Raw genomic sequence first — 20,762 nt, forward strand, 5'->3', positions numbered from 1 at the left:
CGCAGCCGCTTGTTCTCCTTGCGCAGCCGGGCCATTTCCTCGTTTTCCTCGGTGGTGACACCGGGGGCGGTGCCGGCGTCGACCTCGGCCTGCCGGACCCAGTTGCGCAGGGTTTCCCGGGATACCCCGAGCTCGCTGCCGATGGCGGTGCAGGTGGCGGTCAGTGATCGGTAGTCCTCGCGGTGCTGCTGGACCATCCGGACGGCCCGGGTCTTGAACTCGGGGTCGTAGGACTTTTTCATGCTGGTGATCCTTCCTTATCGGAAGGCGGCAAGAAACCCGTGACGGTTCAGTTTTCGGATCTCTTGCAGAATAGCGCCCGAATCATCCGAATGCACCCACCGACCCTCCCAGTTAGTCTGGGCAAGGTGAAGATACGCCTCATACGTGGCCCGTTGCAGCCCGCCGTCGCGCTCATAGCGGTCCCGCGTGCGGGTCACGTCCGCCGCTTCCCGCTTTTGTACGCGTTTCGACGCTTCCTCCGGGGCAGTGGCAAGCAAGATCTGCAGCTGCGGGCGTGGCAATTCCAGCCGCCCAAATTCGAGCTGCCCCACCCAGTCGATCACCCCATAGTCGCCGGTGCGCGCCGCCGTGTAGGCAGCATTCGAGGCGACATAGCGGTCCAAGAGCAACAGGCGATCGTCGGCACGCGCATAGTCATCCAGCCGGGACTTCGCCCCGCCACGGTCTAAAGCAAACAGGGTGGCCATGGCGTAGGCGGAGTCCGTGAGATCGCCCATCCGCCCGTGGAGAGCCTCCTGGGCAAGTTGAGCGTGGATGGACTCGTCGTAACGCGGAAAAGCCAGGGTGGCTACTTCGACGAAGTCCTGCGAAAGCTCGGCACGCAGGGCCTGCACAAGAGTGTTCTTGCCGGCCCCGTCGATGCCTTCAATCGTGATGATCATTAGTAGCGGTAGTGCTCCGGCTTGTATGGGCCAGCCACGTCCACACCGATGTACTCTGCCTGCTCCTTGCTCAGCTCTGTGAGCTGGCCGCCGAGCGCCTCGACGTGGACGCGCGCGACCTTCTCGTCCAGAATCTTCGGCAGGCGGTAGACCTCATTGTCGTAGTTGTCGCCGTTCTGGAACAGCTCGATCTGCGCGATCGTCTGGTCAGCAAAGGAGTTCGACATCACGAACGATGGGTGGCCGGTGGCGTTACCCAGGTTCAGCAGGCGGCCTTCCGACAGCACGATGATGGAGTTGCCGTTTGGAAGCGTGAACAGGTCCACCTGTGGCTTGATGTTGGTGCGCGTGACATCATCGCGGTGGATCAGGGAAGCCATGTCGATCTCGTTGTCGAAGTGGCCGATATTGCCCAGGACCGCGTGGTCCTTCATCTTCTGCATCTGCTCGAAGGTGATGATGTCCTTGTTGCCGGTTGCGGTGATCACGATGTCCGCCTCGCCGATGGCCTCGTCGGTAAGCACCACATCGAAACCGTCCATCAGGGCCTGCAGCGCGTTGATCGGATCAACCTCGGTCACGGCGACGATTGCGCCCTGACCGTCGAGTGCCTCAGCAACGCCCTTGCCCACGTCACCGTAGCCGCACACCAGCGCCTTCTTGCCGGCGATCAGCATGTCGGTGCCGCGGTTCAGACCGTCGATCACCGAGTGGCGGGTGCCGTAGCGGTTATCGAACTTGGACTTGGTCACCGCGTCGTTGACGTTCATCGCTGGGAAAGGCAGAACACCCTCGCGTGCGAAGTGGTAGAGGCGGTGGACACCAGTGGTGGTTTCTTCCGTGACACCCTTGACGGACTTCGCGGTCTCGGTCCACTTCTTGCCGCCCTCTTCCAGGGTGCGCTTCAGCATGGCGTAGAAGACGACCTGCTCGTCGGAGTCGCCGTCCTGTGGCGATGGCACTGCACCGGCCTGCTCGAACTCGGCGCCCTTAATCACGGCCATGGTGGCGTCGCCGCCATCGTCCAGGATCATGTTCGGGTAGACGCCTTCGCCCCAGCTAAAGATCTCATTGACGCAGTCCCAGTACTCCTCCAGGGTCTCGCCCTTCCAGGCGAACACGGGAACGCCCTGTGGGTCCTCAGGCGTGCCGTTCTTGCCGACGACGATTGCCGCCGCAGCCGGATCCTCAGTGGAGAAGATGTTGCACGAGGACCAACGGACCTCTGCGCCCAGCGCGGTCAACGTCTCGATGAGCACCGCGGTCTGGGTAGTCATGTGGATAGAGCCGGCAATCCGGGCGCCCTTCAATGGCTGCTCGTCGGCGTACTCCTCGCGCAGGGCCATCAGGCCCGGCATCTCGTGCTCTGCCAGGTCGATCTGCTTGCGACCAACCTCGTGGAGATTGATGTCTGCGATCTTGTAGTCAAAAGCCATGTAGGTAAAACTCCTTGCCAAAAATGGTGTCTAAAACGTGTTCTTTGAAAACAACACCACTCTAGCCCGAAGTTTTCCCTCCTTGCAGATCCCACTGAGACCTGTCAGCAAGATCAACGAACAGCCAAGCGGGCAGGTTTTAGGCGAGCGCCTCGATGAACTGATCAATATCGTGCTCAGTGTCTGCGTTTTCCAGCACAGTGACGGCAGCTTCCGACAAGGCTTCGGAGCCCTCCCCCATCAGCGAGCGAATGAATGGGTACTCTTCCGCCACATCTCCCGCGGAGAAGGGCGCCCCAGCCCAGATCGCCGCGATGGTCGCTGCGGCTTGTCCGTTGAGTAGTTCGTCTTCGGTGACGTTGTCCTGGTTGGCGGCAAGCAGGCAGGCATCGCTTACAGCTTCGACTACCTCCTCGTCGTCAAGTTCAGCAAGCTCGTCAAGAAAATCGACGTTGATGTCTTCGGCGAAGATTTCATCATCCCACGTGCTCATAATGTGCTCCTCACATAAAAGTCAGCGGTGAGTCCGACAATCGGCTCCCAGTACTAATGCCTACTTGCTTCGGCATAGTTTTGTCCACTGCGCAGCCAAGTTTTCCGCGATTATTGGCAATCCTTCAGGCCATTACGTGGTCGCACGCCGATTCCTCCCCTCAAAGGTGTGTAATCAAATGGTGTCCAGCCGAAAATTTGGATATTACTCTGATAACTTGTTATCTGTTTGTGACCATTTGTTGCCGTGTGCGTGAAAGGAGGATCGCCATGGAGAAACAGAGAACTGGTGTCATCGCCTTCATCATCGCCGGCATCCTCGTCGCTGCCCTGGTCGGTTGGCTCGTTTGGTTCGCGGGCTCACCCGCGTCCAAGGAGACCCGTTCCACCGGCGTGGCCCAATCCTCCAACCAGGACGTCACCGAGTCCTCGGAAAATGTGACGCATCTCGCGGAGCCTGAGGCGACCGCCACCGAGACCAGCGCGCCGCGGCCTCAGGCGGCCCAGCCTCGCGCCCAGGACCCGTTCCTGCCGCCGAACGCCGTCGTCGACGCCCCGCAGGGCCACACCGCACCGACCGTCGTCTATCGGCCCACGAATGTCGTGCCTGTCATCGGCGACGACTCACAGCAGGCCCCTAGCGCGCTTAACGACGATCCCCTGGCCGACTCGCGAACCACCACGCCAAATGGCGCGCCTGCCGAACCCGACACCAATACCGCGCCGTCGCAGCAGCCTGCCGGCCCTGCGGAGCCAACAGCGCCCGCGCCGGCAACCCCGACCACCCCGGTAACCGAGCCTGAGGACCCCGCCCAGCCAGCCAGCCCGCCCCAGCCAGGACGGCCTGCTGAACCGACAGCGACCAGTGAGTCCCCAGCCCCCACAGCTCCAGAGGCGCCCGAGGCGGACGAGCCCGTGCAGCAGCACATCCCGGACTCACGCCCGGGCAGCTCTGGTAGCCAACCTGAACCGCTGCCGTTCTGGCGGCAGCTCACCAGTGGTCTGTTCGGCCGCTAGACACGCGCAAAGAAGACTTCCGCGTCTGCCTCACCGCTGAAGGTGCACGCAGGATCGCTCGCTGGGATCCACGCGGCGGCACCCGGGGTCAGCTCTACGTCGCCGCAGGTGGCGACACCGGCGGTGCACAGCACGATCGCCGGCCCGTCCGTGTCGACGACCAGGTCGGCTTGGCCCAGTTGGTGGCGCGAGAGGATGAAATCGTCCACGGTGACGGGATAGTCGGTGGCCCCGCCCGCCTCTGTCACGTCGACTTCTGGGCGTGCCAGCGTGCCGAAGTCCAGCACGCGGACCAACTCGGGCACGTCGACATATTTGCTGGTCAACCCACCGCGCAGCACATTGTCGGAGCTCGCCATGATCTCAACCCCCAACCCGTGCAGGTAGGCGTGCAGCTGGCCGGCGCGCAGATGGATCGCCTCCCCCGGTTGCAGGGTGACATGGTTGAGCAGCAAAGCGGCCAAAGCGCCGACGTCGTCCGGGTACTGCTGATTCAGGTCGATGAAGGTGCGCGCGACCCGGCCGATCCAGTCATCGCGGTCAGCGATTTCCTGGCAGGCGGTGTTGGTGTCGTCGAGAAGCGCGATGCGTACCGAGCGCGGAATCGTGATCCACGTGGTGAACAGGGCGCGCAGGCTGGCCTCTTCGTGATCGGGATCGATCATCGTGAGGTAGCGATCCAGCGGTGCGCACCCCATCGCCTCGAAGAGCTCGCGGGTCTGGTGCAGGGGCCGGAAGCCGGCGAGCGCGTGAAATTCGCTCAGCGCGACGATCAGCTCAGGCTTGTGGTTGGGGTCCTTGTAGTTGCGGTTCGGGTCATCCAGCGGGATGCGGTCAGCATTCTCCCGCGCGAAGCCTTCGCGCGCCTGCTCCAGCGATGGGTGCGCCTGCAGGCTCAATGGCTCGTCGGCTGCCAGCAGCTTCAGTAGGAAAGGTAGTTCCTCACCAAACTTATCGACGACGCGCTGGCCCAACTGCCCCACGGGATCCGCGGCGATGATCTCATCCAGCGTGCGCTCCCCGATTCGCGAGGGATCACCTGGGTGGGCGCCATACCAAAGCTCCGCCTCCGCGGTGGGCGTCGGCGATGGAAGTCCACGCAGGTCAGCCAACATGGTGCGCGAACCCCACGGGTAATTGCGCAGGGCACCTGTCAAAATCTCCAAGGCTGTGTTTCCGATCTGTGTTCTTTCAACAACGGGCATGCGTCTAGCGGCGCTAATCGTCGAGAGTCGTGGCGGCGAACGCTCGAGTGATCAACCGAAGGGCCGAAGCAGTATCCCCCAGCCCGGGAACAAGGCTGGTTTCGGGGCGCGCGTTCGGCCACGGGGCCTCCTCATGGGCCCACACAATGGCCTTCAACGGTACCAGCCCGCTCGGGCCGTCGAGGATTGGGTCGTGAAAAATGTCGTCGGCGGCCGGTGGCCGCTCCAGCGCACGGGTCGTTTCGTCGGGATGGCAGAAGCCACCAGGCAGCCCGCGCACCGACCACAGCGTTGCGACGAATTCGGCCACCGCCATGCCGGTGCGGTTCACACCGGTGTGCAAGATCCGCGCGCCAGCGACAAATTCGCGCAGCTGACGGGCAGGGTTCACGGTGGCATCGCGTTCCGGGGACAGGCTGGTCAGTTCCTCATCGATCTGCTCGGCTAGGTCCTGGAGTTTCTGCTCGACGATGGATACTGGCTGCTCCAACAGATCCAACACCGCGGCCACGACCCCGATCGTGCGCGCCGGCGATGCACCCACCGCAGTAGGCAGCGCCGGGATGACAAGTGCAGAGTCCGGGACGTCGTCGATAAGCGGACCCTGCGCAGGCCCCGCGAAAATGGTGGTGGCACCGCGCTGCCCGGCGGAGATGATGTCGCGCGAGAAGTCGTCGTTGTCGGCGGCGTCGCCCACCATGATGACCACGTCGAGCGCCCCGAGATACGCCGGGAGCGTATCGACGACCACCACTGGGCAGCGCAACGGGGAGCGCAGCTGCACCACATAGCGGGCAGCGGCTCGCGCGATCTGGTCGGTACCGACGATCACCACGCTGCGCGGATTCAAGCCACGGAGCTGCTCAAACTTCCCCTGCAGCCTTCCTGCGATCGCGCGCAACTGGGCGCCTTCGTGGGCGACGTCGAAAAAGCGCACCGTTTCGCGGTCATAGTCGCCGGCACCCTCGTAATAGCTGTTTGTATCCATATCAGAATTCATCGACCGCCACCCTAGGGGTGCTCGCTGCGAATAACGCCAAGGATTTCTGCCGAAAGCGTGTCAACCTCTTCCTGGGACTCCGCCTCCACGTTGAGGCGCAACAACGGCTCCGTGTTGGAGGCGCGCACGTTGAACCAGGCCTTGGTGCCCTTCAAGGTGACGGTGACCCCGTCGAGGTGGTCCACTTCGTCGATACGCGAGGCGAAAGCGTCGAGCACGGCGTCGGTGGCGGCGGCCTGGTCCTCGACGGTGGAGTTCAGCTCACCAGAGGCCACGTAGCGCTCATACTTCGCCATGAGCTGCGATAGCGGGCCGTCGAACTCAGACAGCGCGGCCAGAACGTGCAGTGCCGCGAGCAGCCCGGAATCCGCGTTGAAGAACTCCGTGAAGTAATAGTGCGCCGAATGCTCCCCGCCAAACAGCGCCCCGGTGCGCGCCATCTCCGCCTTGATATAGGAGTGGCCCACGCGCGTGCGCACCGGCGTGCCACCGTTTTCCGCAATGATCTCCGGCACCGCGCGCGAGGTAATCAGGTTGTGGATAATCGGCGTGCCAGCCGGCGCGTCACGCAGGTAACGCTCCGCGACCAGCGCCGTAATCGCCGAAGGACTCACCGGCTGGCCCAGCTCATCGACGACGAAGCAGCGGTCCGCATCCCCGTCGAACGCCAGCCCCACCTGCGCGCCCTGCTCCACGGTGAACTTCTGCAAATCCACCAGGTTCTTCGGGTCCAGGGGATTCGCCTCGTGGTTCGGGAAAGTACCATCCAGCTCAAAGTAGAGATCGCGCACATCGAAATCATGCAGCGTTGCGGGCACCGTCAGCCCGGCCATCCCGTTGGCCGCATCCACGGCGACCACCATGCCGGCGCCATCCACCGGCACGAGCTCGCGCAGGAACGCAGCATAGTCATCCAACACATTTCGCTTTTCGACGACACCCTGGGCCCCCGAGTAGGCGGGGATCTCGTCGACAAGCATCTGCGTAATCTCCGCCAAACCCGAATCCTGGCTGACAGGAGTGGCCCCCGCGCGGCATAATTTGATGCCGTTGTACTTGGCGGGGTTGTGGCTGGCGGTGAACATCGCGCCGGCGCAGCCAAAGGTACCGGCCGCGTAGTAGAGCTCATCGGTGGAGGTCAAGCCAAGATCCAGCACGTTGAGCCCCTGGGAGGTTGCGCCCTCGCCGAAGGCGGCTACCAACTCCGGCGAAGATGGCCGCATGTCATAGCCCACGGCGATCGTCGTTTCGCCCTCGCCGCGCAGGATGTGGGCGAAGGCGGCGCCGGTATCGCGGACGAAATCGGCATCAATGTCCTCGCCGACAACGCCTCGCACGTCATAGGCCTTGATCACCTGGCGGACGGATTCGATTGAGCGCATCGGGTACACCTGTCTTTTGTGAGTAATGATTAAACCAACAGGTAAGTTTACCTCCCGTTTACTCGGTGGGCTGGTGTCCCTCGCCGTCGGGCTCCTCTGCGATTTCCTCTGGATCCGGCACGACCTGCAGGTGCGCGCGACGTACCTGCTTGTACTGCTCCATCCGCTTCGTACGGTAGACGGGGTGCCGGGAAGTATCGGGGTCGGTGTAGTCGCGCTGTCCGGCGTAGTCGATCGGGTCCTCGCCCGGCTCGACCAAACCGGTGGTCACACGCCCCGCCTCGCGCACGGCTTCGGCCAGGGCCGTGATGTCTTCGCCCTCGTCGTCAATGTCAATATGGTCGACGCGCAGCATCTCCCAGCCCAGTGGAGCGGTGATGCGGCTGGCGTGGGATTCGCACAGGTCCCAGGAATGCGGCTCCGCCACCGGGGCCAAGGGGCCCACCACGGCGGTCGATTCAGAATAGGCGTAGGTCAGTGTGGCGACTGCTGGCTTGCCACACCCGGTCCGGCAACAACGACGAAATTTACTCACAGCTGCCAAGTCTAAACCCCAACTTGAGTTTTGTGAACCGGTCGGCGTGTTTCGCGCCCCGCAGCGCGTCGAACCGCCCTACTATAAGGAGTCATGAGCACCCCCTCGCACCTGCGCGCACGCCCCAGCCGTCACGGGCGCGGCCTGCGCGGACCGCTGCTGCCGGTAGCCATCCCCCGCTACCGCACGCGCTCCCTGCGTTTCGACCAGGCGGTGCTGGAGGCGTACGCCCCGCTGCAAAATGCTTATTTCGAACAGCTGGCCAACGTTGACCTGGCCGTGGATGCGGTTCCGCGCATGCGGTTGCGTGCGGACATGACGGTGCTTCCCGACGACATCGTGGCCGACGGGCCCGTCCCGCTAGGACGTCTACTTCAAGCCGGGGTGGATCCCCAGGGCCAGCCGACGCGCGCCCGCATCGTCGTTTTTCGCGCACCCGTGGAACACCGGTGCACAAACGCGCAAGAGCGGGCAGAACTCCTCACGTGGATTCTGACCGCTTTGGTTGCCAACTACCTCAATATGGCGCCCGAGGACCTCGATCCCCGGTTCGATTTTTAGCCGATCTGCTTCTTCAGGCGGCGGCGCTCACGATCGGAGAGCCCGCCCCAGATTCCGAAGCGTTCATCATTCTCGAGGGCATACTCGAGACAGTCGTCTCGCACAGCGCAAGCTTGGCAGATGCGTTTCGCTTCTCGTGTGGAGCCACCCTTTTCAGGGAAGAAGGCCTCAGGGTCTGTCTGCGCGCACAGTGCCTGATCCTGCCATTCCTGCTCAACAGTGCTAAATAACTCATCAAAAGTCATGTCGCCTGCGACTCCGCCACGGAGAACAGCGTTATGAGCCATGTCTTCCACGCTTTGTCCCTTTCTCCAATGGTTTAACTGATCGCGTTGATCTAGAAACCCACTATACGCGCGCTTTCGCGGCGCGGTGGGCTGTAACTACATAACTGTGATTCAACACGAGGGCCACAAATAGCGTCAACCCCACCAACGCGTTTGCGCAGGCCTTTAAGGGAATTGCCAGGTGACTCGCCACACGAGTCACACCAGTCACAAGTTCTACGATTCGGGGGCATGGGCCGGGGGTACTACATGTAGTGCCGGTGGGGCATACCGGCAACTAGTCATCGCCGCTATCGGCGTGTCGCTCACGCATCCGGGGAAAAGCGCACTCCAGAATCCGGAATCTCCACCCCTGGCCACACACGCATGCCGCCCAACAGCTCACAGCGCGCACCGATCGACGCGCCCTCGCCGATGACGCAGTCCGTGATCCGCGCATTGGCGCCGATCTTCGCCCCCGCCGCAATAATCGAGTTCCGCACCACAGCGCCCGGCTCCACGGTCACGCCATCAAAGAGCACGGAATCGTCGATACGCGAACCCGCGCCGACCTCCACCCCGCGCCCAACCGCGGTGCCGCCGACCAGGATCACTCCCCCGGCAATGCCCGCCGACTCATCGACGAAACTCTCCCCCGTCTTGCCCTGCAGCAGCGGCGAATACGCAATCCCGCGCACCAGGTCCGAAGAGCCCTGCACGAAATCATCCGGGCGGCCCATGTCGCGCCAGTAGGACGTATCGACGTGGCCCACCACCTTCGCGCCATTTTCCAGCATCTTCGGGAACGTCTCGCGCTCCACGCTGACCACACGCCCGGTTGGGATCTGTTCGATCACCTCGCGCTTGAACACGTAGCAGCCCGCGTTGATCTGGTCGGTCGGCGGATCCTCCGTCTTCTCCAGGAAGGCCTCCACGTTGCCATCGCTATCGGTGGGCACGCAGCCGAAAGCCCGCGGATCCGGCACGCGCACAAGGTGCAGCGTGATGTCCGCGTCCTTCTTCGTATGTGTCTCCAGGATCTCGCCCAAGTTCGCCCCCGACAGCACATCGCCGTTGAACACCATCACGGTGTCATAGCGCAGCTTGTCGTACACGTTGCGGATCCCGCCGCCGGTGCCCAGCGCTTCCTCTTCCACCACATACTCGATCTCCAGGCCGAAGTCCGCGCCGTCGCCGAAGTGCTCCTCGAAGACCTCCGCCTTAAAGGAGGTAGACAGCACGACATGCGTCATGCCCGCCTCTTTAATACGCGCCAACAGGTGTGCCAGGAATGGGAAGCCCGCCGTCGGCAGCATCGGCTTCGGGGTGTTCACCGTCAGAGGGCGCAAACGCGTGCCGCGCCCTCCCACCAGGATCACCGCGTCCGTCGAAGAAGGATCCGCCATCGTGTACTCAACCTCTCACTTGTGTGTTTTGCTTCATCTTTACACGCCTACGAGCCCGCAGCCCGCCGCGCCTTCGCCCCGGCCACCACGCCCCGCAGCCGGAGCCCAGCCCACAGCGCGGCACGCAGCGGCGCCTGCCACCAGGCCGGGTGCCGATCCGCCTGGAACCGGAACGCCGAATCATGGTGCGCCGGCACCGTCACCCGCGAATGCTTATTCGCCGCATGGCCCTGATCGTGCTGGATCCGGGCCGCCGGGCAGAATACGTTGTCCCAGCCGGCGCGCGCCAACCGGTCGCCAAAGTCAATATCTTCTAGATACATGAAGTAGCGCTCGTCGAAACCGCCCACGGCGTCGAAGGCCTCCCAGCGCACCGCCAGGCACGACCCGGACAGCCAGCCGGCGACACGTTCGTTCTCCATATCGCCGTCATCGCGGTAGGCCCGCGAGAAAGGATTCTTTGGCCAGATTCCACCTAAGAGGGCATGGCCCACACCTGTGACCAGCGTGGGCACCGCGCGCGCCGAGGGATACGCCGACCCGTCCGCCTCCTCGATCCGCGGGCCCGCCGCACCCGCGCTCGGGCGCCGATCAAGACAATCCGCCAGCGCATCAATCGCGCCCGGCAGAAATTCCACATCCGGGTTAGAAATAATGAAGTAGTCCGGATTGATCAGGCCCGCTTCTCGCTTATCGACGAGGGCCCGCGCCGCCGCGTTGATCGCAGCACCATAGCCAATATTTCCGCCCGTGGGGAGAAAGGCCACGTTCTCGTCGTCACGCGCAGCCTGTTGGGGAACCCCGTCTGCAGAGCCGTTGTCGGCGAGCACCACAAAAGTGTCGCGGCCGGTGCTTTCGGTGGCGCGCGGCAGCGAATCGAGGAACGCGCTCAGGTGCCGGCCGGGCGAATACGTCACCGACACGACTGCGATGGGGGCGTTGTTTGGTTCAGACACAATGGATTTAGCTTACCCAGTCGGTCCGCAAACTTGAGGCTACGGATCACCATTTCGCCTAGGCGTGTCGTATAATTTGGGCCGACCTTCTCCTCACTATTCCCCCACTACGTAAGGTGCGTGACGAACGTGAGCCAATCGTACCGGCAGATCCGCGATATCCAGGCCGCGCCGTCAGCCCAGCGCGACATCACCCAGTCGGGCAATGTCGTCGTAAAGGTGCTGCTCACAGTCCTGGCCGTGATCGTCGTGGCTGTCACCGCGATTGGCTGGTCCACCGTCGGCCGCCTCGGCAATGAGATCTCCGCCTCTGAGCTTTCCCTCGGCGGCGGCACCAACGCGAAGGGGGAGCACGCGGACGGCGCCACCGACATTTTGCTTGTCGGCTCTGATTCGCGCACCGATGCGCAGGGCAATCCGCTTTCCGACGAAGAACTGGCCCGACTTAACGCTGGTGAAGCCGACGGCGAGCGCAACACCGACACCATGATGGTAATCCGCGTGCCCAACGATGGTTCCAAGGCCACCGCCGTCTCCATCCCGCGCGATACATACGTGCACACCGAGGAGTTCGGCAACCTGAAGATCAACGGCGTGTACGCCGAACACGCGGCCGCCAAGCGCGAAGAACTTATCGCCGACGGGGCCAACGAAGGCAAGAGGCTGGAAGAACGCGTGGCCTCTGCGGGGCAGCAGGGCCTGATCGATACCGTGGCGGACCTCACCGGCATCAAGGTGGACCACTACGCCGAGGTCGGCCTGTTGGGCTTCGTCCTGCTGACCGATGCCATCGGCGGCGTCGAGGTCTGTCTGAACGCGCCCGTCCAAGACGAATTCTCTGGTGCGGACTTCCCCGCCGGCGTGTCCACCCTGGACGGCACCGAAGCTCTAGCTTTCGTCCGCCAGCGCCACGGCCTGCCCCGCGGCGACCTTGACCGCATCGTGCGCCAGCAGGCCTACATGGCATCGCTGGTGAACAAGGTGCTCAGCGCGGGCGTGCTGACCAACCCAGCAAAGCTGAATGAGCTGGCCAAGGCCGTGGAGCGTTCCGTCGTGATCGACCAGGACTGGGACATTTTAAGTTTCGCCACCGAACTTGCCAACCTGGCCGGCGGCAACGTCACCTTCACCACCATTCCCGTGACCTCTATTGATGGCGTCGGTGACTACGGCGAATCAATCGTGACCGTCGACGTCAACGAAGTCCACAACTTCATGGACGAGCTGCTTGCCCCCGAAGAGGAACCAGAGGCACCGGCCGAGGAAGCGGCCCCCGCGGACACCACCTTCGACGGCTATGAAGTCCACGTGCTCAACGCTGGCGCAACCACCGGCCAGGCCGGTGGCGTCGGAGCTTTGCTGGAAGAACAAGGCATCACTGTTGCCGAGGTGACCAATGCCATGGCCGGCATCTACTCCTTCAGCCAGGTTGTCGCCCTTGACCCCACCGACCCCGCTGCCATCGAGTTGGCCGAGCGCCTCGGCGGGCTACCCATCACCTCCAATGAGGGCCTCAATCCGGACTCGTTGATCGTCGTCACGCACGACGACTACTCCGGGCCACAGTCCGAAGCCACCGACACCATGGATACCCCGAGCTCCTCCGAGCCGGTCGGCACCCCGGGCGAGGACTTCGGCAACGCCGAGGTCGCCCCAGAAATCACCGCCGGCGGCGACGGCCCACGCTGCGTCAACTAGGTCAACTAGCGCGCTCGGGGACGTCGCGCAGGTTCGTGATCACCCCGTCGCCGTCCGTGTGGAACAGCCACGGCGACATCGGCTGATTCGACCGCGCAAACAAGTCGAGGGTGAAAGACAGCAAAGCCGGCAGAATATCGCGGCGATCACCCTGCACAATGATCAACTCCGTACGCGAAGGCATCCCCACAAAATAGCCCTCCGCGCACGGCGGCAACCCCACAATGCGCGCACACTTCGCCAGGTACAGCGCCACCGACGGCAGCACCTTCGACGAGCCCGTGAGCACCAGCCCCTCCCCGAAATCGACCACCTCGCACTGGCGGGCATGCTCCTTAATGTTCTCCTCCACAGCCGCCTCAAGACGGGCGTGCCCCACAATCGCCTCCAGGTCCTCCAGCGGCTGCATCACCAGCACCCCGTCAAAATCCAGGCCCCACGCCCAGCTGAGGTGATCGTCGAGACGCGTCGTGGGAATCTCATCCAGATCTCCCGCCGGCACGATCACCTTCACCGCGTACCCCATCACCTCCTCCGGCGTGAACTCCCCCTTATCTTGAAAACGCTGCAGCAGCTCATGCGACTGCAGGAACCCGCTGAGGTAGTGCTCGACGATCTGCTCCTCCACCTCCCGCGGCAGGCCCTCGATCTGGCGGACCATGTTGCGCACATCCAGCACCGCCCCGCTGGGAAACTCCAGCTGCGTATCGCTGACCCATCTCACACCGGGTTCCTGAGTGCGCGCCCACTCGTCGATACGGCGGCGGACGCGGCGCAGGACACGGCGCTTCCGGCCGGAAGACATTCTTGACATCGGGTGATCCTTTCAAAACAGTGAGTGTGTCACCCGTATTAGACTGCCGAGCCCCCGCTTCGGTTCCCTCCAATCTGGAATTGCCTACGATGGTGGCCATGAGCATGCTTGCACCTCTATTGACCACCGACCCCGCCAGTCCCCGCCTCACCGTCTACGACGAAACCACCGGCGCCCGCATGGAATTTTCCGGCGTCACCTTAGACAATTGGGCCAACAAGATCGCCAACATGCTCGTCGACGAGTTCGACGCCACCCCCGACACCACCATCCGCGTCGATCTGCCCGTCAGCTGGCAGGCGGCGGTGATCGGCATCGGCACGTTCGCGGCCCGGCTCACTCCGCTTTACGACGAAGGCCCCGGCGACCTCGTCTTCACCACTGTGGAGCGTTTCGACGACTGGCCGGATGCTGACGATGTCGTGGTTGTTTCCGATGACCCCTTCGGCCGCGGCGTGGAGGAAGCCGGCGGTGAACTGCCGCTCGGCGCTGTGGATTTCGGCCCGACGGTGCGATTCTATGGGGACCAGTACTACGGCGAATCCGCGCAGTTGAGTGACTTTGCCACCGACGCCATTGGTGCGGAGCGCTGGTTGGTCAGGGGGTGGTCGTCGACAAGCGACTTCCAAAGCCAAGTCCTGGCGCCACTGGCCGCGGGCGGGTCCGTGGTGGTCGTGGCGGGGATGGTGTCCGCGGATCGGCTCGACGAGATCGCTATAACCGAGAAGGTCACCGCCCGCAACCCGAAAGTCTGAAAGCGGCGTTTTCTGTGGATAACTCGGAGTTATCCACAGGTCTGCCGGGTGCGCTGCGCGCCGGGTTGCGAAAGGCTTTATCGTCAGGGCCATGAACACTTTAGAACAATTCGCAGCCTCCTGGACAGGCATTATGGGCGCGCTGGAAGAGGTGGCGGGCTGCAGCCTTGCCGACCTTTACGCGCTCGGCATCGACTCCAAGACGGCCAAACAACTAGACCGTTACGCGGAGGTGTATTTCCGCTCCAAGGCCGCCCCGCGCAAGCAGGAACTAGCGCGGGCCGCCGCCATCGCAACCGGACACACCCTGGCCACGCTCGGCGACATCGAACGCTTCGTCGGCCGCGTACCCACCAAACACCGCTGGGACATGCGCGTCGAACTGTGCCAGGTGTGGCCGAACACCCGCGCGCTCGAAGACCGAGCCGCAGAGCTTGAGCAGGAGTACGGAGTGGCCACGAAGGAAGCGCCGCAGCCACGCGTGTCCCACCGGGCGGTCCCCGATTCCGACCTCACCGACCTCACCCTGCGCGCCCCCTCCCACCTGGTCAAAGCGGCCCTGGACGGCGCCGAAGGAGTGGAGGGCATGCACGCGGCCGAGGCGATCCTGCGCGCAGCCACCTCCTCCGACGGACTCGACGGCCCAGAGATCGTCCCGGCGCTGATCATCCCCGTCGGCGACACGGTGGAATCCTGGCGGCGCATCTCCGGCGGCGAAGTACAGCTCTCGCTCACCAACGGCACCGTCATCAACGGCAAAGACCTGGTCCGCCAGCGCCTCTCGCGCCACGGGCTGGCGTTGCTTATCGACGAATACTCCGGCGACCCCATTGAGATCTATAAAACCGACGAGGGCAAGCGCCACCTCAACCCGAAGGAAAGCCAGATCCAGGCGCTGCTGACGCCCGTGTGCGCAGGCATTAACTGCTCGGTGGGTGCCGACGACTGCCAGAACCACCACATCGAAGCCTACAAACACGGCGGGCCGACCACGCTGGGAAACAGCACGAAGCTGTGCGGGTTCCACAACGGGCGCAACGACGATGACCGGGACAAACCGATGTACGGGCACGTCGAAAAGCTTGGCGGCTTAGATTACTGGGTGCCGGCGTTTGGCGGTCGGCCGCGCCTGAACCAGCACCGTGCGGCCAAAGGTGGCGCGCTGCGTGCGGTCCGCGCGATGAAGGAGGCCCTAGCTACTCTCTGATTTTTCGCCACAGCACCCGAAGGATCGAATGCGGCAGGGCGAAGATCTCGCGCGTGTAGTTCCAGGCGCGGGAGTCCACGGGTGTGTCGGCCTGGTGGATGCGCACCGGCACGCCCAGATGCCACGCCCACACCCGGGTGCGCAGGGCGTGAAAATTATTGGTGACAACGTGCAGGGCGTTTGCATCAGGGGCGAGCGCCCGGGAGTATTCCAGGTTCTCGTTCGTGCTCGTCGCGCGCTTTTCCTCCACGATATCGTCGGGATCCACCCCGTGTTCGGCCAGCCATCGCGCCATCACGGGCGCTTCGCCACGCCCGGACACAATCACGGGGCGTGACGACGACTCATAGAGCCGCGCCGCCAGTTCAAGCCGGCACTCCAAAAACCCGCTGGGCCGGCCATCATGGGTGCGGGCGCCCAGCACCACGATCGGATCTGTCACCTACTGCCCCATCAGGCGATCGCGCAGCGCCTGGTCCTTGGCCTCGACCTCGTCGGCCATGCGCTTCTGGTAGTCGACCATGCGCTGCATCAGGCGCTCATCGCCCGTGGCCAGGGTCCGCACCGCCAGCAGGCCCGCGTTCTTCGCCCCGCCAATGCTCACTGTGGCCACCGGCACCCCGCCGGGCATCTGCACGATCGACAGCAGCGAGTCCAACCCGTCCAGGTCCTTCAGCGCCCGCGGGATCCCAATCACCGGCAGCGGGGTGGCCGCCGCGACCATCCCCGGCAAGTGGGCCGCACCGCCGGCGCACGCGATGATGACCTTCAGGCCCTTCTCGTGCGCGGACTTCGCATACGCCAGCATGCGTTCCGGAGTGCGGTGAGCAGACAGCACGCCCACCTCGAAAGGCACGCCGAACTCGGCGAGTACTTCGGCGGCGGGAGCGACTGTATCCCAGTCAGAATCAGAGCCCATGATCAGGCCAACAAGTGGTTGCATGGGCTTTACTCTAGCGGGTTAGCGCCAGTTGGCCGTCACGAGGAAGTGCGCGGCGTCCTGTGCGGCCTCGCGCGTGGCCTCCACGTCGCGGCCGCGCACGTTCACGTGCCCTAGTTTGCGCCCGGCGCGCCACGACTTGCCGTAGAGATGGATGCTTGCCTCCGGGTAGCGCTGCATCACTTCCGCGATACGCTGCTCCATCGGCATCTCCGGGTCGGTGTCGCCGCCGAGGACGTTGGCCATCACGGTGACCTCGGAGATTGGCTCAACGGATCCGAGCGGCAGGTCGGTCACGGCGCGCAGGTGCTGTTCGAACTGGCTGGTCACACAGCCGTTTTGGGTCCAGTGCCCGGTATTGTGCGGCCGCATGGCCAGCTCGTTAACGCTCACCGTGCCATCGTGTTCGAACAGTTCCACCGCCATCACACCGGTCACCCCCAGTTCTTCAGCGATGCGCGTGGCCAGCTCCTGGCAGTTGGCGGCCAGCTCGTCGGAAAGCGCCGGCGCCGGAGCGATCGCCTCCACACAGATCCCGTCGCGCTGCACCGATTCCACCACGGCCCACGCGCGCGTCTCCCCGCTCGGCCGCCGCGCCACCATCGCCGACAGCTCGCGGGTAAACGGGACTTTGCGCTCAGCCATCAATGGCACGCCCTCGCCCAGCAGCTTATCGACGAGCGCCTCGCACTCCTCACGGCTCTTCGGGAACCACACGCCGTGGCCGTCGTAGCCGCCGCGGGTCGCCTTGAGACACACCTGGCCGTCCACGCTGTCCCAGAACTTCAGCGCCTCCGCCGCCGATTTTACGCCCGCGAACTCCGGCACCGGCGCTCCGATCTCGCGCAGTTTGCGGCGCATCACCAGCTTGTCCTGGGCATGCACCAAAGCGTCGGGGCCGGGGTGAACGGCCACGCCCTCGTCGATAAGCGTGTGGAGATGCTGCGTGGGCACGTGCTCATGGTCGAAAGTGACCACCCCGCGGGCGGCGCGCTGCAGGTCGTCCAGGTGGGTGTAGTCCCCCAGCACCGTGTCCGGGATCACTTGGGCCGCCGACGAGTCTTTCGCGCCGGCCAGAAGGCGCAGGTGGATGCCCAGTTCAATGGCTTCGGTTTGCATCATGCGGGCGAGCTGACCGTCGCCGATCACAGTCACAGTAGTCATATCGGCAATGTTAGTAGCCTGGGGAGCATGAAGGATATTGTGCGACATACCATTTTTCAGAACTCACTGATGTCGGGGCTTCTCGACGGCATCTACGACGGAGAAATGACCGTCGGCGAAATCCTCGGACACGGCAACTTCGGCCTGGGCACGTTCAACGCCCTCGACGGCGAGATGATGATCCTCGACGGCGTCTGCTACCGGCTGCGCGGCGACGGCACCGCCACCATCGCTGAACTCGGCGACAAAAGCCCGTTTGCGGTGGCCACCAACTTCGTCCCAAGGATCACGGCGGAGGCGCCGCGCGGGATGCGTCGTGACGCACTATCCGCATTCATCGACGAGCTGGAGCCTTCCGCCAACTACATGTATGCGGTGCGCATCAGCGGGCTTTTCGACGACGTGACCACCCGCACCGTGACCCGCCAGGAAAAGCCCTATAAACCCATGACGGAGGCCGTGGGCGATGACGCGGAGCTGCATTTCCGCAACGTGCGCGGGGTGATCGGCGGGTTCCGCACCCCGATCTATGAGAAGGGCATCGGCGTGCCGGGCTGCCACGTGCACTTCGTCGACGATGAGCGCAGCGCCGGCGGGCATGTGCTGGATTACACGGTGCGCGAGGCGACGATCGAGCTGTGCCCTGGCACCGACCTGGATCTGCGCCTGCCGCTGACCGCCGAGTTCGCCCGTGGCAATCTGGCCCCGGATGACCTGGACGAGCAGATCCATTCCACCGAGGTCAAAGAATAAAGGGCTAGTAGCGCGGGGGCCGGCGCAGAATCTGTTCGACGCGCTTCGCCCGGCCCACGTGCGGGAAGTAGACGGGACGGTCGAAGCCGTAGATCGCCACGGAAATGCCGCCTTTGTGGCGCCGCACGGAGTGGATCTGGCCCAGCGGGATCGAATCGACGCGCGGCCGCAGTTCCCCGGAACGCGCAAGGATCCGCTTATTCGTCACGACGAAGCGTTGCCTGCGCGAGCGAATCAGCGGCAGTACGAAGCGCCACACCCCCAGCGCCGCCCACACAAGAACCACGGCGTTGCGCAGCTGCACGTTAACGTATGTCCCCGGCTGGTCCATGAACCCGATGACGATCCACGCCACCCCCGTGATCAGCAGCAATTCCAGAAACGGGAACACCAGGGTGCCTAGCGGCGCGCACATGTCGGCGCGCGCGTATTCGCCTCTTCCTAGTTGAAACCGTGCCATGGGCCGTTATTGTACCGTCCGCAGGTGTGTGACGTCGCCGGCGGAGTAGGCGGTGCCGTCGACGATGATTTCGCCGCGCTCGCTCACCCCGTCGGCGCGCCCGGTGATCTCCCCGCCCGGCGCGTCCAGGCGCACCTCTTGGCCGATGGTCACGCAGGCTGCGCGGTAGTCGTCGAGAAGCTGCGCGTCCCCGGCTTTCCATTGTGCTTGTCGACGATCGAACGCGCCCAATAGCTTCTCCACCACCGCGGTGGGGTCTGCCTCCATGCCTTCCAGTGCTAAGGAGGTGGCGTGTGGGACGGGGAGCTGGTCGGCGGTGAGGCTGACGTTGATGCCGATGCCCACGACCACCCGCGGCGCCTCATTGAAGTCGGCCTGGGCGAGGATGCCGGCCAGCTTCTTCTCCCCCACCAGCACGTCATTGGGCCACTTCAGCTGGGTGCCGGTAATCGCGTCGCAGGCGGCCAGGCCCATCGCCAAGGGCAGCAGGCCGAGGCGGTCGACGGGGGGCTCGTCGATAAGCACCGACAGCGCAATGGACGCCCCTTCCGGTGAGGACCACTGTCGCCCCAAGCGCCCCCGGCCGGCGGTTTGGGTGCCGGCGATCAGCACGGTGCCGGGGGTGCCGTGGGCGAGCAGGTCGGCGTTGGTAGAGCCGGTCGTCGGCACGTACTCAATGCTGAATCCGGTGGCCGCGCGGAGACGCTGGATGTCGATGGTCATGCCGAAAGTCTAGCGCGCCTCGCCGTGCGCATTGGTGCCGCCGGGGAGATTGACTAGGCGCACCCCTTTGGCGGCGGCGCGCGGGCCGAAGCGGTCGATGAAGCGGGCGGAGCGCTGACCCGAGGCGCAGTACACAAGCACGGTGTCGTCCAGCCCGGCCGGCGGAGAATCCTTGTCCCAGCGCGACGCCGGATAGTGCAGCGTCGGCGACTGCGCGGGCAGGTCGCGGGCGGCTTTCTCTTCGGGCTCGCGCACGTCGAGTAGCTGCCAGCCCTCGGCCAGGGCGGTGCGCAAGGTGTCGGCGCCTTCTGGTTCCGGCAACGCCGTTGCGAGCGCCCGGGCGGGGTCGACGGCGACGGTGAAGCTGGTCACGCTGGAGGTGAGCGCGTCGTAGGTGAGCAGGCGGCCCACCTGCTGGGAGGCCGGTTCCAGCCCCGCAATATATTTAACGGTCTCGGTGGCCATGAGGCTGCCCATCACACTTGTGGTCACGCCGAGGACGCCGGCGGTGGCGCAGTCGGGGGCGTCGGCCGGGTCGGGCGCGTCGGGATAGAGGTCGCGCAGCCCCACCCCGCGCTCGCCGGCCCCGGAGCGCCACACGGCCAGCTGCCCGCCGTAGCGCAGCACGGTCCCCCAGACCAGGGGCGTGGCGGTGATTTCGGCGGCGTCGGCGGACAGGTATTTGGTGGCGAAGGTATCGGACCCGTCGACGACCACGTCCACGCCCGCGAACAGTTCGATCGCGTTTCGACGATGCACCCGGCCCTCTATGGCGTGGATCGTGAGCTCGGGCTGCATCGCTTTGAGGCGACGGGCGGCCGCCTCAACTTTGAGCTGGCCCACATCTTCGGGAGTGAACAGGATTTGGCGGTGGAGGTTGGAGGAAGCGACCACGTCATCGTCGATAAGCGTGATCGTGCCGATGCCCGTGGCCACCATCGTCTGCAGAGCCGGGCAGCCGAGGCCGCCGGCGCCGATGACGAGCACGTGGGCGTCGCGGAGCTTACTTTGCCCGGTGGGGCCGAAGCCGGGCAGGAGGATCTGGCGTTCACTCATGGCTACAGCACCTGGTCGGCGTGGGTGCGGC

The 20,762-nt window shown here is 64.4% G+C and carries 24 protein-coding genes; 6 read left to right on the forward strand and 18 right to left on the reverse strand.

Annotated elements, in window-relative coordinates:
- From B097_RS0104645 to B097_RS0104660, 4 genes are all read right to left on the reverse strand, one after another.
- A partial coding sequence (locus tag B097_RS0104645) for a transposase (protein ID WP_018581377.1) occupies nucleotides 1-242 on the reverse strand: 242 nt, incomplete at its 3' end.
- 15 nt (nucleotides 243-257) lie between these two features.
- On the reverse strand, nucleotides 258-905 hold the full coding sequence (locus B097_RS0104650) for a dTMP kinase (protein ID WP_018581378.1): 648 nt from the start codon (nucleotides 903-905) through the stop codon (nucleotides 258-260).
- Nucleotides 905-2,341: an adenosylhomocysteinase gene (ahcY, locus tag B097_RS0104655; protein WP_018581379.1), complete on the reverse strand. Its 1,437-nt coding sequence runs from the start codon at nucleotides 2,339-2,341 to the stop codon at nucleotides 905-907. Before ahcY ends, B097_RS0104650 begins: the two co-directional genes overlap by 1 nt.
- Nucleotides 2,342-2,480: 139 nt before the next feature.
- Entirely contained in the window at nucleotides 2,481-2,834 is a 354-nt protein-coding gene (locus tag B097_RS0104660; protein ID WP_018581380.1) for a DUF4259 domain-containing protein, read from the reverse strand.
- Nucleotides 2,835-3,103: 269 nt separating this feature from the next.
- Here B097_RS0104660 and B097_RS0104665 point away from each other — a divergent pair, with 269 nt between their 5' ends.
- A complete protein-coding gene (locus B097_RS0104665) occupies nucleotides 3,104-3,850 on the forward strand; it encodes a hypothetical protein (protein ID WP_018581381.1) in 747 nt (248 codons plus the stop codon).
- Here the strand turns inward: B097_RS0104665 and manA are convergent.
- The 4 genes from manA to B097_RS0104685 are packed head-to-tail and all read right to left on the reverse strand — an operon-like array spanning nucleotide 3,847 to nucleotide 7,972.
- The gene (gene manA, locus B097_RS0104670) at nucleotides 3,847-5,016 is read right to left on the reverse strand and encodes a mannose-6-phosphate isomerase, class I (RefSeq protein WP_018581382.1); all 1,170 of its coding nucleotides are present in this window, start codon (nucleotides 5,014-5,016) and stop codon (nucleotides 3,847-3,849) included. The genes B097_RS0104665 and manA overlap by 4 nt on opposite strands.
- Before the next feature lie 52 nt (nucleotides 5,017-5,068).
- Nucleotides 5,069-6,055, reverse strand: coding sequence for a hypothetical protein (locus tag B097_RS0104675; RefSeq protein ID WP_018581383.1), 987 nt, complete (start codon nucleotides 6,053-6,055; stop codon nucleotides 5,069-5,071).
- A gap of 11 nt (nucleotides 6,056-6,066) precedes the next feature.
- On the reverse strand, nucleotides 6,067-7,437 hold the full coding sequence (locus tag B097_RS0104680; RefSeq protein WP_018581384.1) for a phosphomannomutase/phosphoglucomutase: 1,371 nt from the start codon (nucleotides 7,435-7,437) through the stop codon (nucleotides 6,067-6,069).
- Between the two features lie 58 nt (nucleotides 7,438-7,495).
- Nucleotides 7,496-7,972, reverse strand: a complete 477-nt coding sequence (locus B097_RS0104685; RefSeq protein ID WP_081618005.1) for a DUF3499 domain-containing protein — start codon at nucleotides 7,970-7,972, stop codon at nucleotides 7,496-7,498.
- A 93-nt stretch (nucleotides 7,973-8,065) separates the two neighbouring features.
- On the opposite strand from B097_RS0104685, the gene B097_RS0104690 reads away from it, so the two are divergent.
- Nucleotides 8,066-8,533 carry a metallopeptidase family protein gene (locus B097_RS0104690; RefSeq protein WP_018581386.1) on the forward strand — a complete coding sequence of 156 codons (468 nt, stop codon included), beginning with the start codon at nucleotides 8,066-8,068 and terminating at the stop codon, nucleotides 8,531-8,533.
- On the opposite strand, the gene B097_RS0104695 is transcribed toward B097_RS0104690, so the two are convergent.
- From B097_RS0104695 to B097_RS0104705, 3 genes are all read right to left on the reverse strand, one after another.
- Nucleotides 8,530-8,820, reverse strand: coding sequence for a WhiB family transcriptional regulator (locus B097_RS0104695; RefSeq protein WP_394282183.1), 291 nt, complete (start codon nucleotides 8,818-8,820; stop codon nucleotides 8,530-8,532). The genes B097_RS0104690 and B097_RS0104695 overlap by 4 nt on opposite strands.
- Before the next feature lie 305 nt (nucleotides 8,821-9,125).
- A complete protein-coding gene (manB, locus tag B097_RS0104700; RefSeq protein WP_018581388.1) occupies nucleotides 9,126-10,205 on the reverse strand; it encodes a mannose-1-phosphate guanylyltransferase in 1,080 nt (359 codons plus the stop codon).
- Nucleotides 10,206-10,252: 47 nt separating this feature from the next.
- The gene (locus B097_RS0104705) at nucleotides 10,253-11,161 is read right to left on the reverse strand and encodes a glycosyltransferase family 2 protein (protein ID WP_018581389.1); all 909 of its coding nucleotides are present in this window, start codon (nucleotides 11,159-11,161) and stop codon (nucleotides 10,253-10,255) included.
- A gap of 129 nt (nucleotides 11,162-11,290) precedes the next feature.
- Between B097_RS0104705 and B097_RS0104710 the strand changes: the two genes are divergently transcribed.
- The gene (locus B097_RS0104710; protein ID WP_026254310.1) at nucleotides 11,291-12,859 is read left to right on the forward strand and encodes an LCP family protein; all 1,569 of its coding nucleotides are present in this window, start codon (nucleotides 11,291-11,293) and stop codon (nucleotides 12,857-12,859) included.
- Between the two features lies 1 nt (nucleotide 12,860).
- On the opposite strand, the gene B097_RS0104715 is transcribed toward B097_RS0104710, so the two are convergent.
- Complete coding sequence (locus B097_RS0104715; protein WP_147287121.1) at nucleotides 12,861-13,673, reverse strand: hypothetical protein; 813 nt, start codon at nucleotides 13,671-13,673, stop codon at nucleotides 12,861-12,863.
- A 98-nt stretch (nucleotides 13,674-13,771) separates the two neighbouring features.
- Here B097_RS0104715 and B097_RS0104720 point away from each other — a divergent pair, with 98 nt between their 5' ends.
- Nucleotides 13,772-14,428 (forward strand): TIGR03089 family protein, encoded by a 657-nt coding sequence (locus tag B097_RS0104720; protein WP_026254311.1) that lies wholly within the window; start codon nucleotides 13,772-13,774, stop codon nucleotides 14,426-14,428.
- A gap of 91 nt (nucleotides 14,429-14,519) precedes the next feature.
- The gene (locus B097_RS0104725; protein WP_018581393.1) at nucleotides 14,520-15,635 is read left to right on the forward strand and encodes a hypothetical protein; all 1,116 of its coding nucleotides are present in this window, start codon (nucleotides 14,520-14,522) and stop codon (nucleotides 15,633-15,635) included.
- On the opposite strand, the gene B097_RS0104730 is transcribed toward B097_RS0104725, so the two are convergent.
- From B097_RS0104730 to B097_RS0104740, 3 genes are read right to left on the reverse strand one after another with little or no spacing between them, the layout of a single operon-like run.
- Complete coding sequence (locus B097_RS0104730) at nucleotides 15,625-16,077, reverse strand: YdcF family protein (protein WP_018581394.1); 453 nt, start codon at nucleotides 16,075-16,077, stop codon at nucleotides 15,625-15,627. The genes B097_RS0104725 and B097_RS0104730 overlap by 11 nt on opposite strands.
- On the reverse strand, nucleotides 16,078-16,578 hold the full coding sequence (gene purE / locus B097_RS0104735; RefSeq protein ID WP_018581395.1) for a 5-(carboxyamino)imidazole ribonucleotide mutase: 501 nt from the start codon (nucleotides 16,576-16,578) through the stop codon (nucleotides 16,078-16,080). It abuts the gene before it with no gap.
- 18 nt (nucleotides 16,579-16,596) lie between these two features.
- Nucleotides 16,597-17,787, reverse strand: a complete 1,191-nt coding sequence (locus B097_RS0104740; RefSeq protein ID WP_026254312.1) for a 5-(carboxyamino)imidazole ribonucleotide synthase — start codon at nucleotides 17,785-17,787, stop codon at nucleotides 16,597-16,599.
- Between B097_RS0104740 and budA the strand changes: the two genes are divergently transcribed.
- Complete coding sequence (gene budA / locus B097_RS0104745; protein ID WP_026254313.1) at nucleotides 17,767-18,492, forward strand: acetolactate decarboxylase; 726 nt, start codon at nucleotides 17,767-17,769, stop codon at nucleotides 18,490-18,492. The two genes, B097_RS0104740 and budA, sit on opposite strands and share 21 nt — an antisense overlap.
- Nucleotides 18,493-18,496: 4 nt before the next feature.
- On the opposite strand, the gene B097_RS0104750 is transcribed toward budA, so the two are convergent.
- The 3 genes from B097_RS0104750 to B097_RS0104760 are packed head-to-tail and all read right to left on the reverse strand — an operon-like array spanning nucleotide 18,497 to nucleotide 20,731.
- Complete coding sequence (locus B097_RS0104750) at nucleotides 18,497-18,952, reverse strand: PH domain-containing protein (protein WP_040429386.1); 456 nt, start codon at nucleotides 18,950-18,952, stop codon at nucleotides 18,497-18,499.
- Nucleotides 18,953-18,958: 6 nt separating this feature from the next.
- Nucleotides 18,959-19,675 (reverse strand): biotin--[acetyl-CoA-carboxylase] ligase, encoded by a 717-nt coding sequence (locus B097_RS0104755; protein WP_018581399.1) that lies wholly within the window; start codon nucleotides 19,673-19,675, stop codon nucleotides 18,959-18,961.
- A gap of 9 nt (nucleotides 19,676-19,684) precedes the next feature.
- Complete coding sequence (locus B097_RS0104760; RefSeq protein ID WP_018581400.1) at nucleotides 19,685-20,731, reverse strand: ThiF family adenylyltransferase; 1,047 nt, start codon at nucleotides 20,729-20,731, stop codon at nucleotides 19,685-19,687.
- Between the last annotated feature and the right edge of the window lie 31 nt (nucleotides 20,732-20,762).

Origin of the sequence: Corynebacterium pilosum DSM 20521 = CIP 103422, assembly GCF_000373805.1 — a bacterium.
Classification (GTDB): Bacteria; Actinomycetota; Actinomycetes; order Mycobacteriales; family Mycobacteriaceae; genus Corynebacterium; species Corynebacterium pilosum.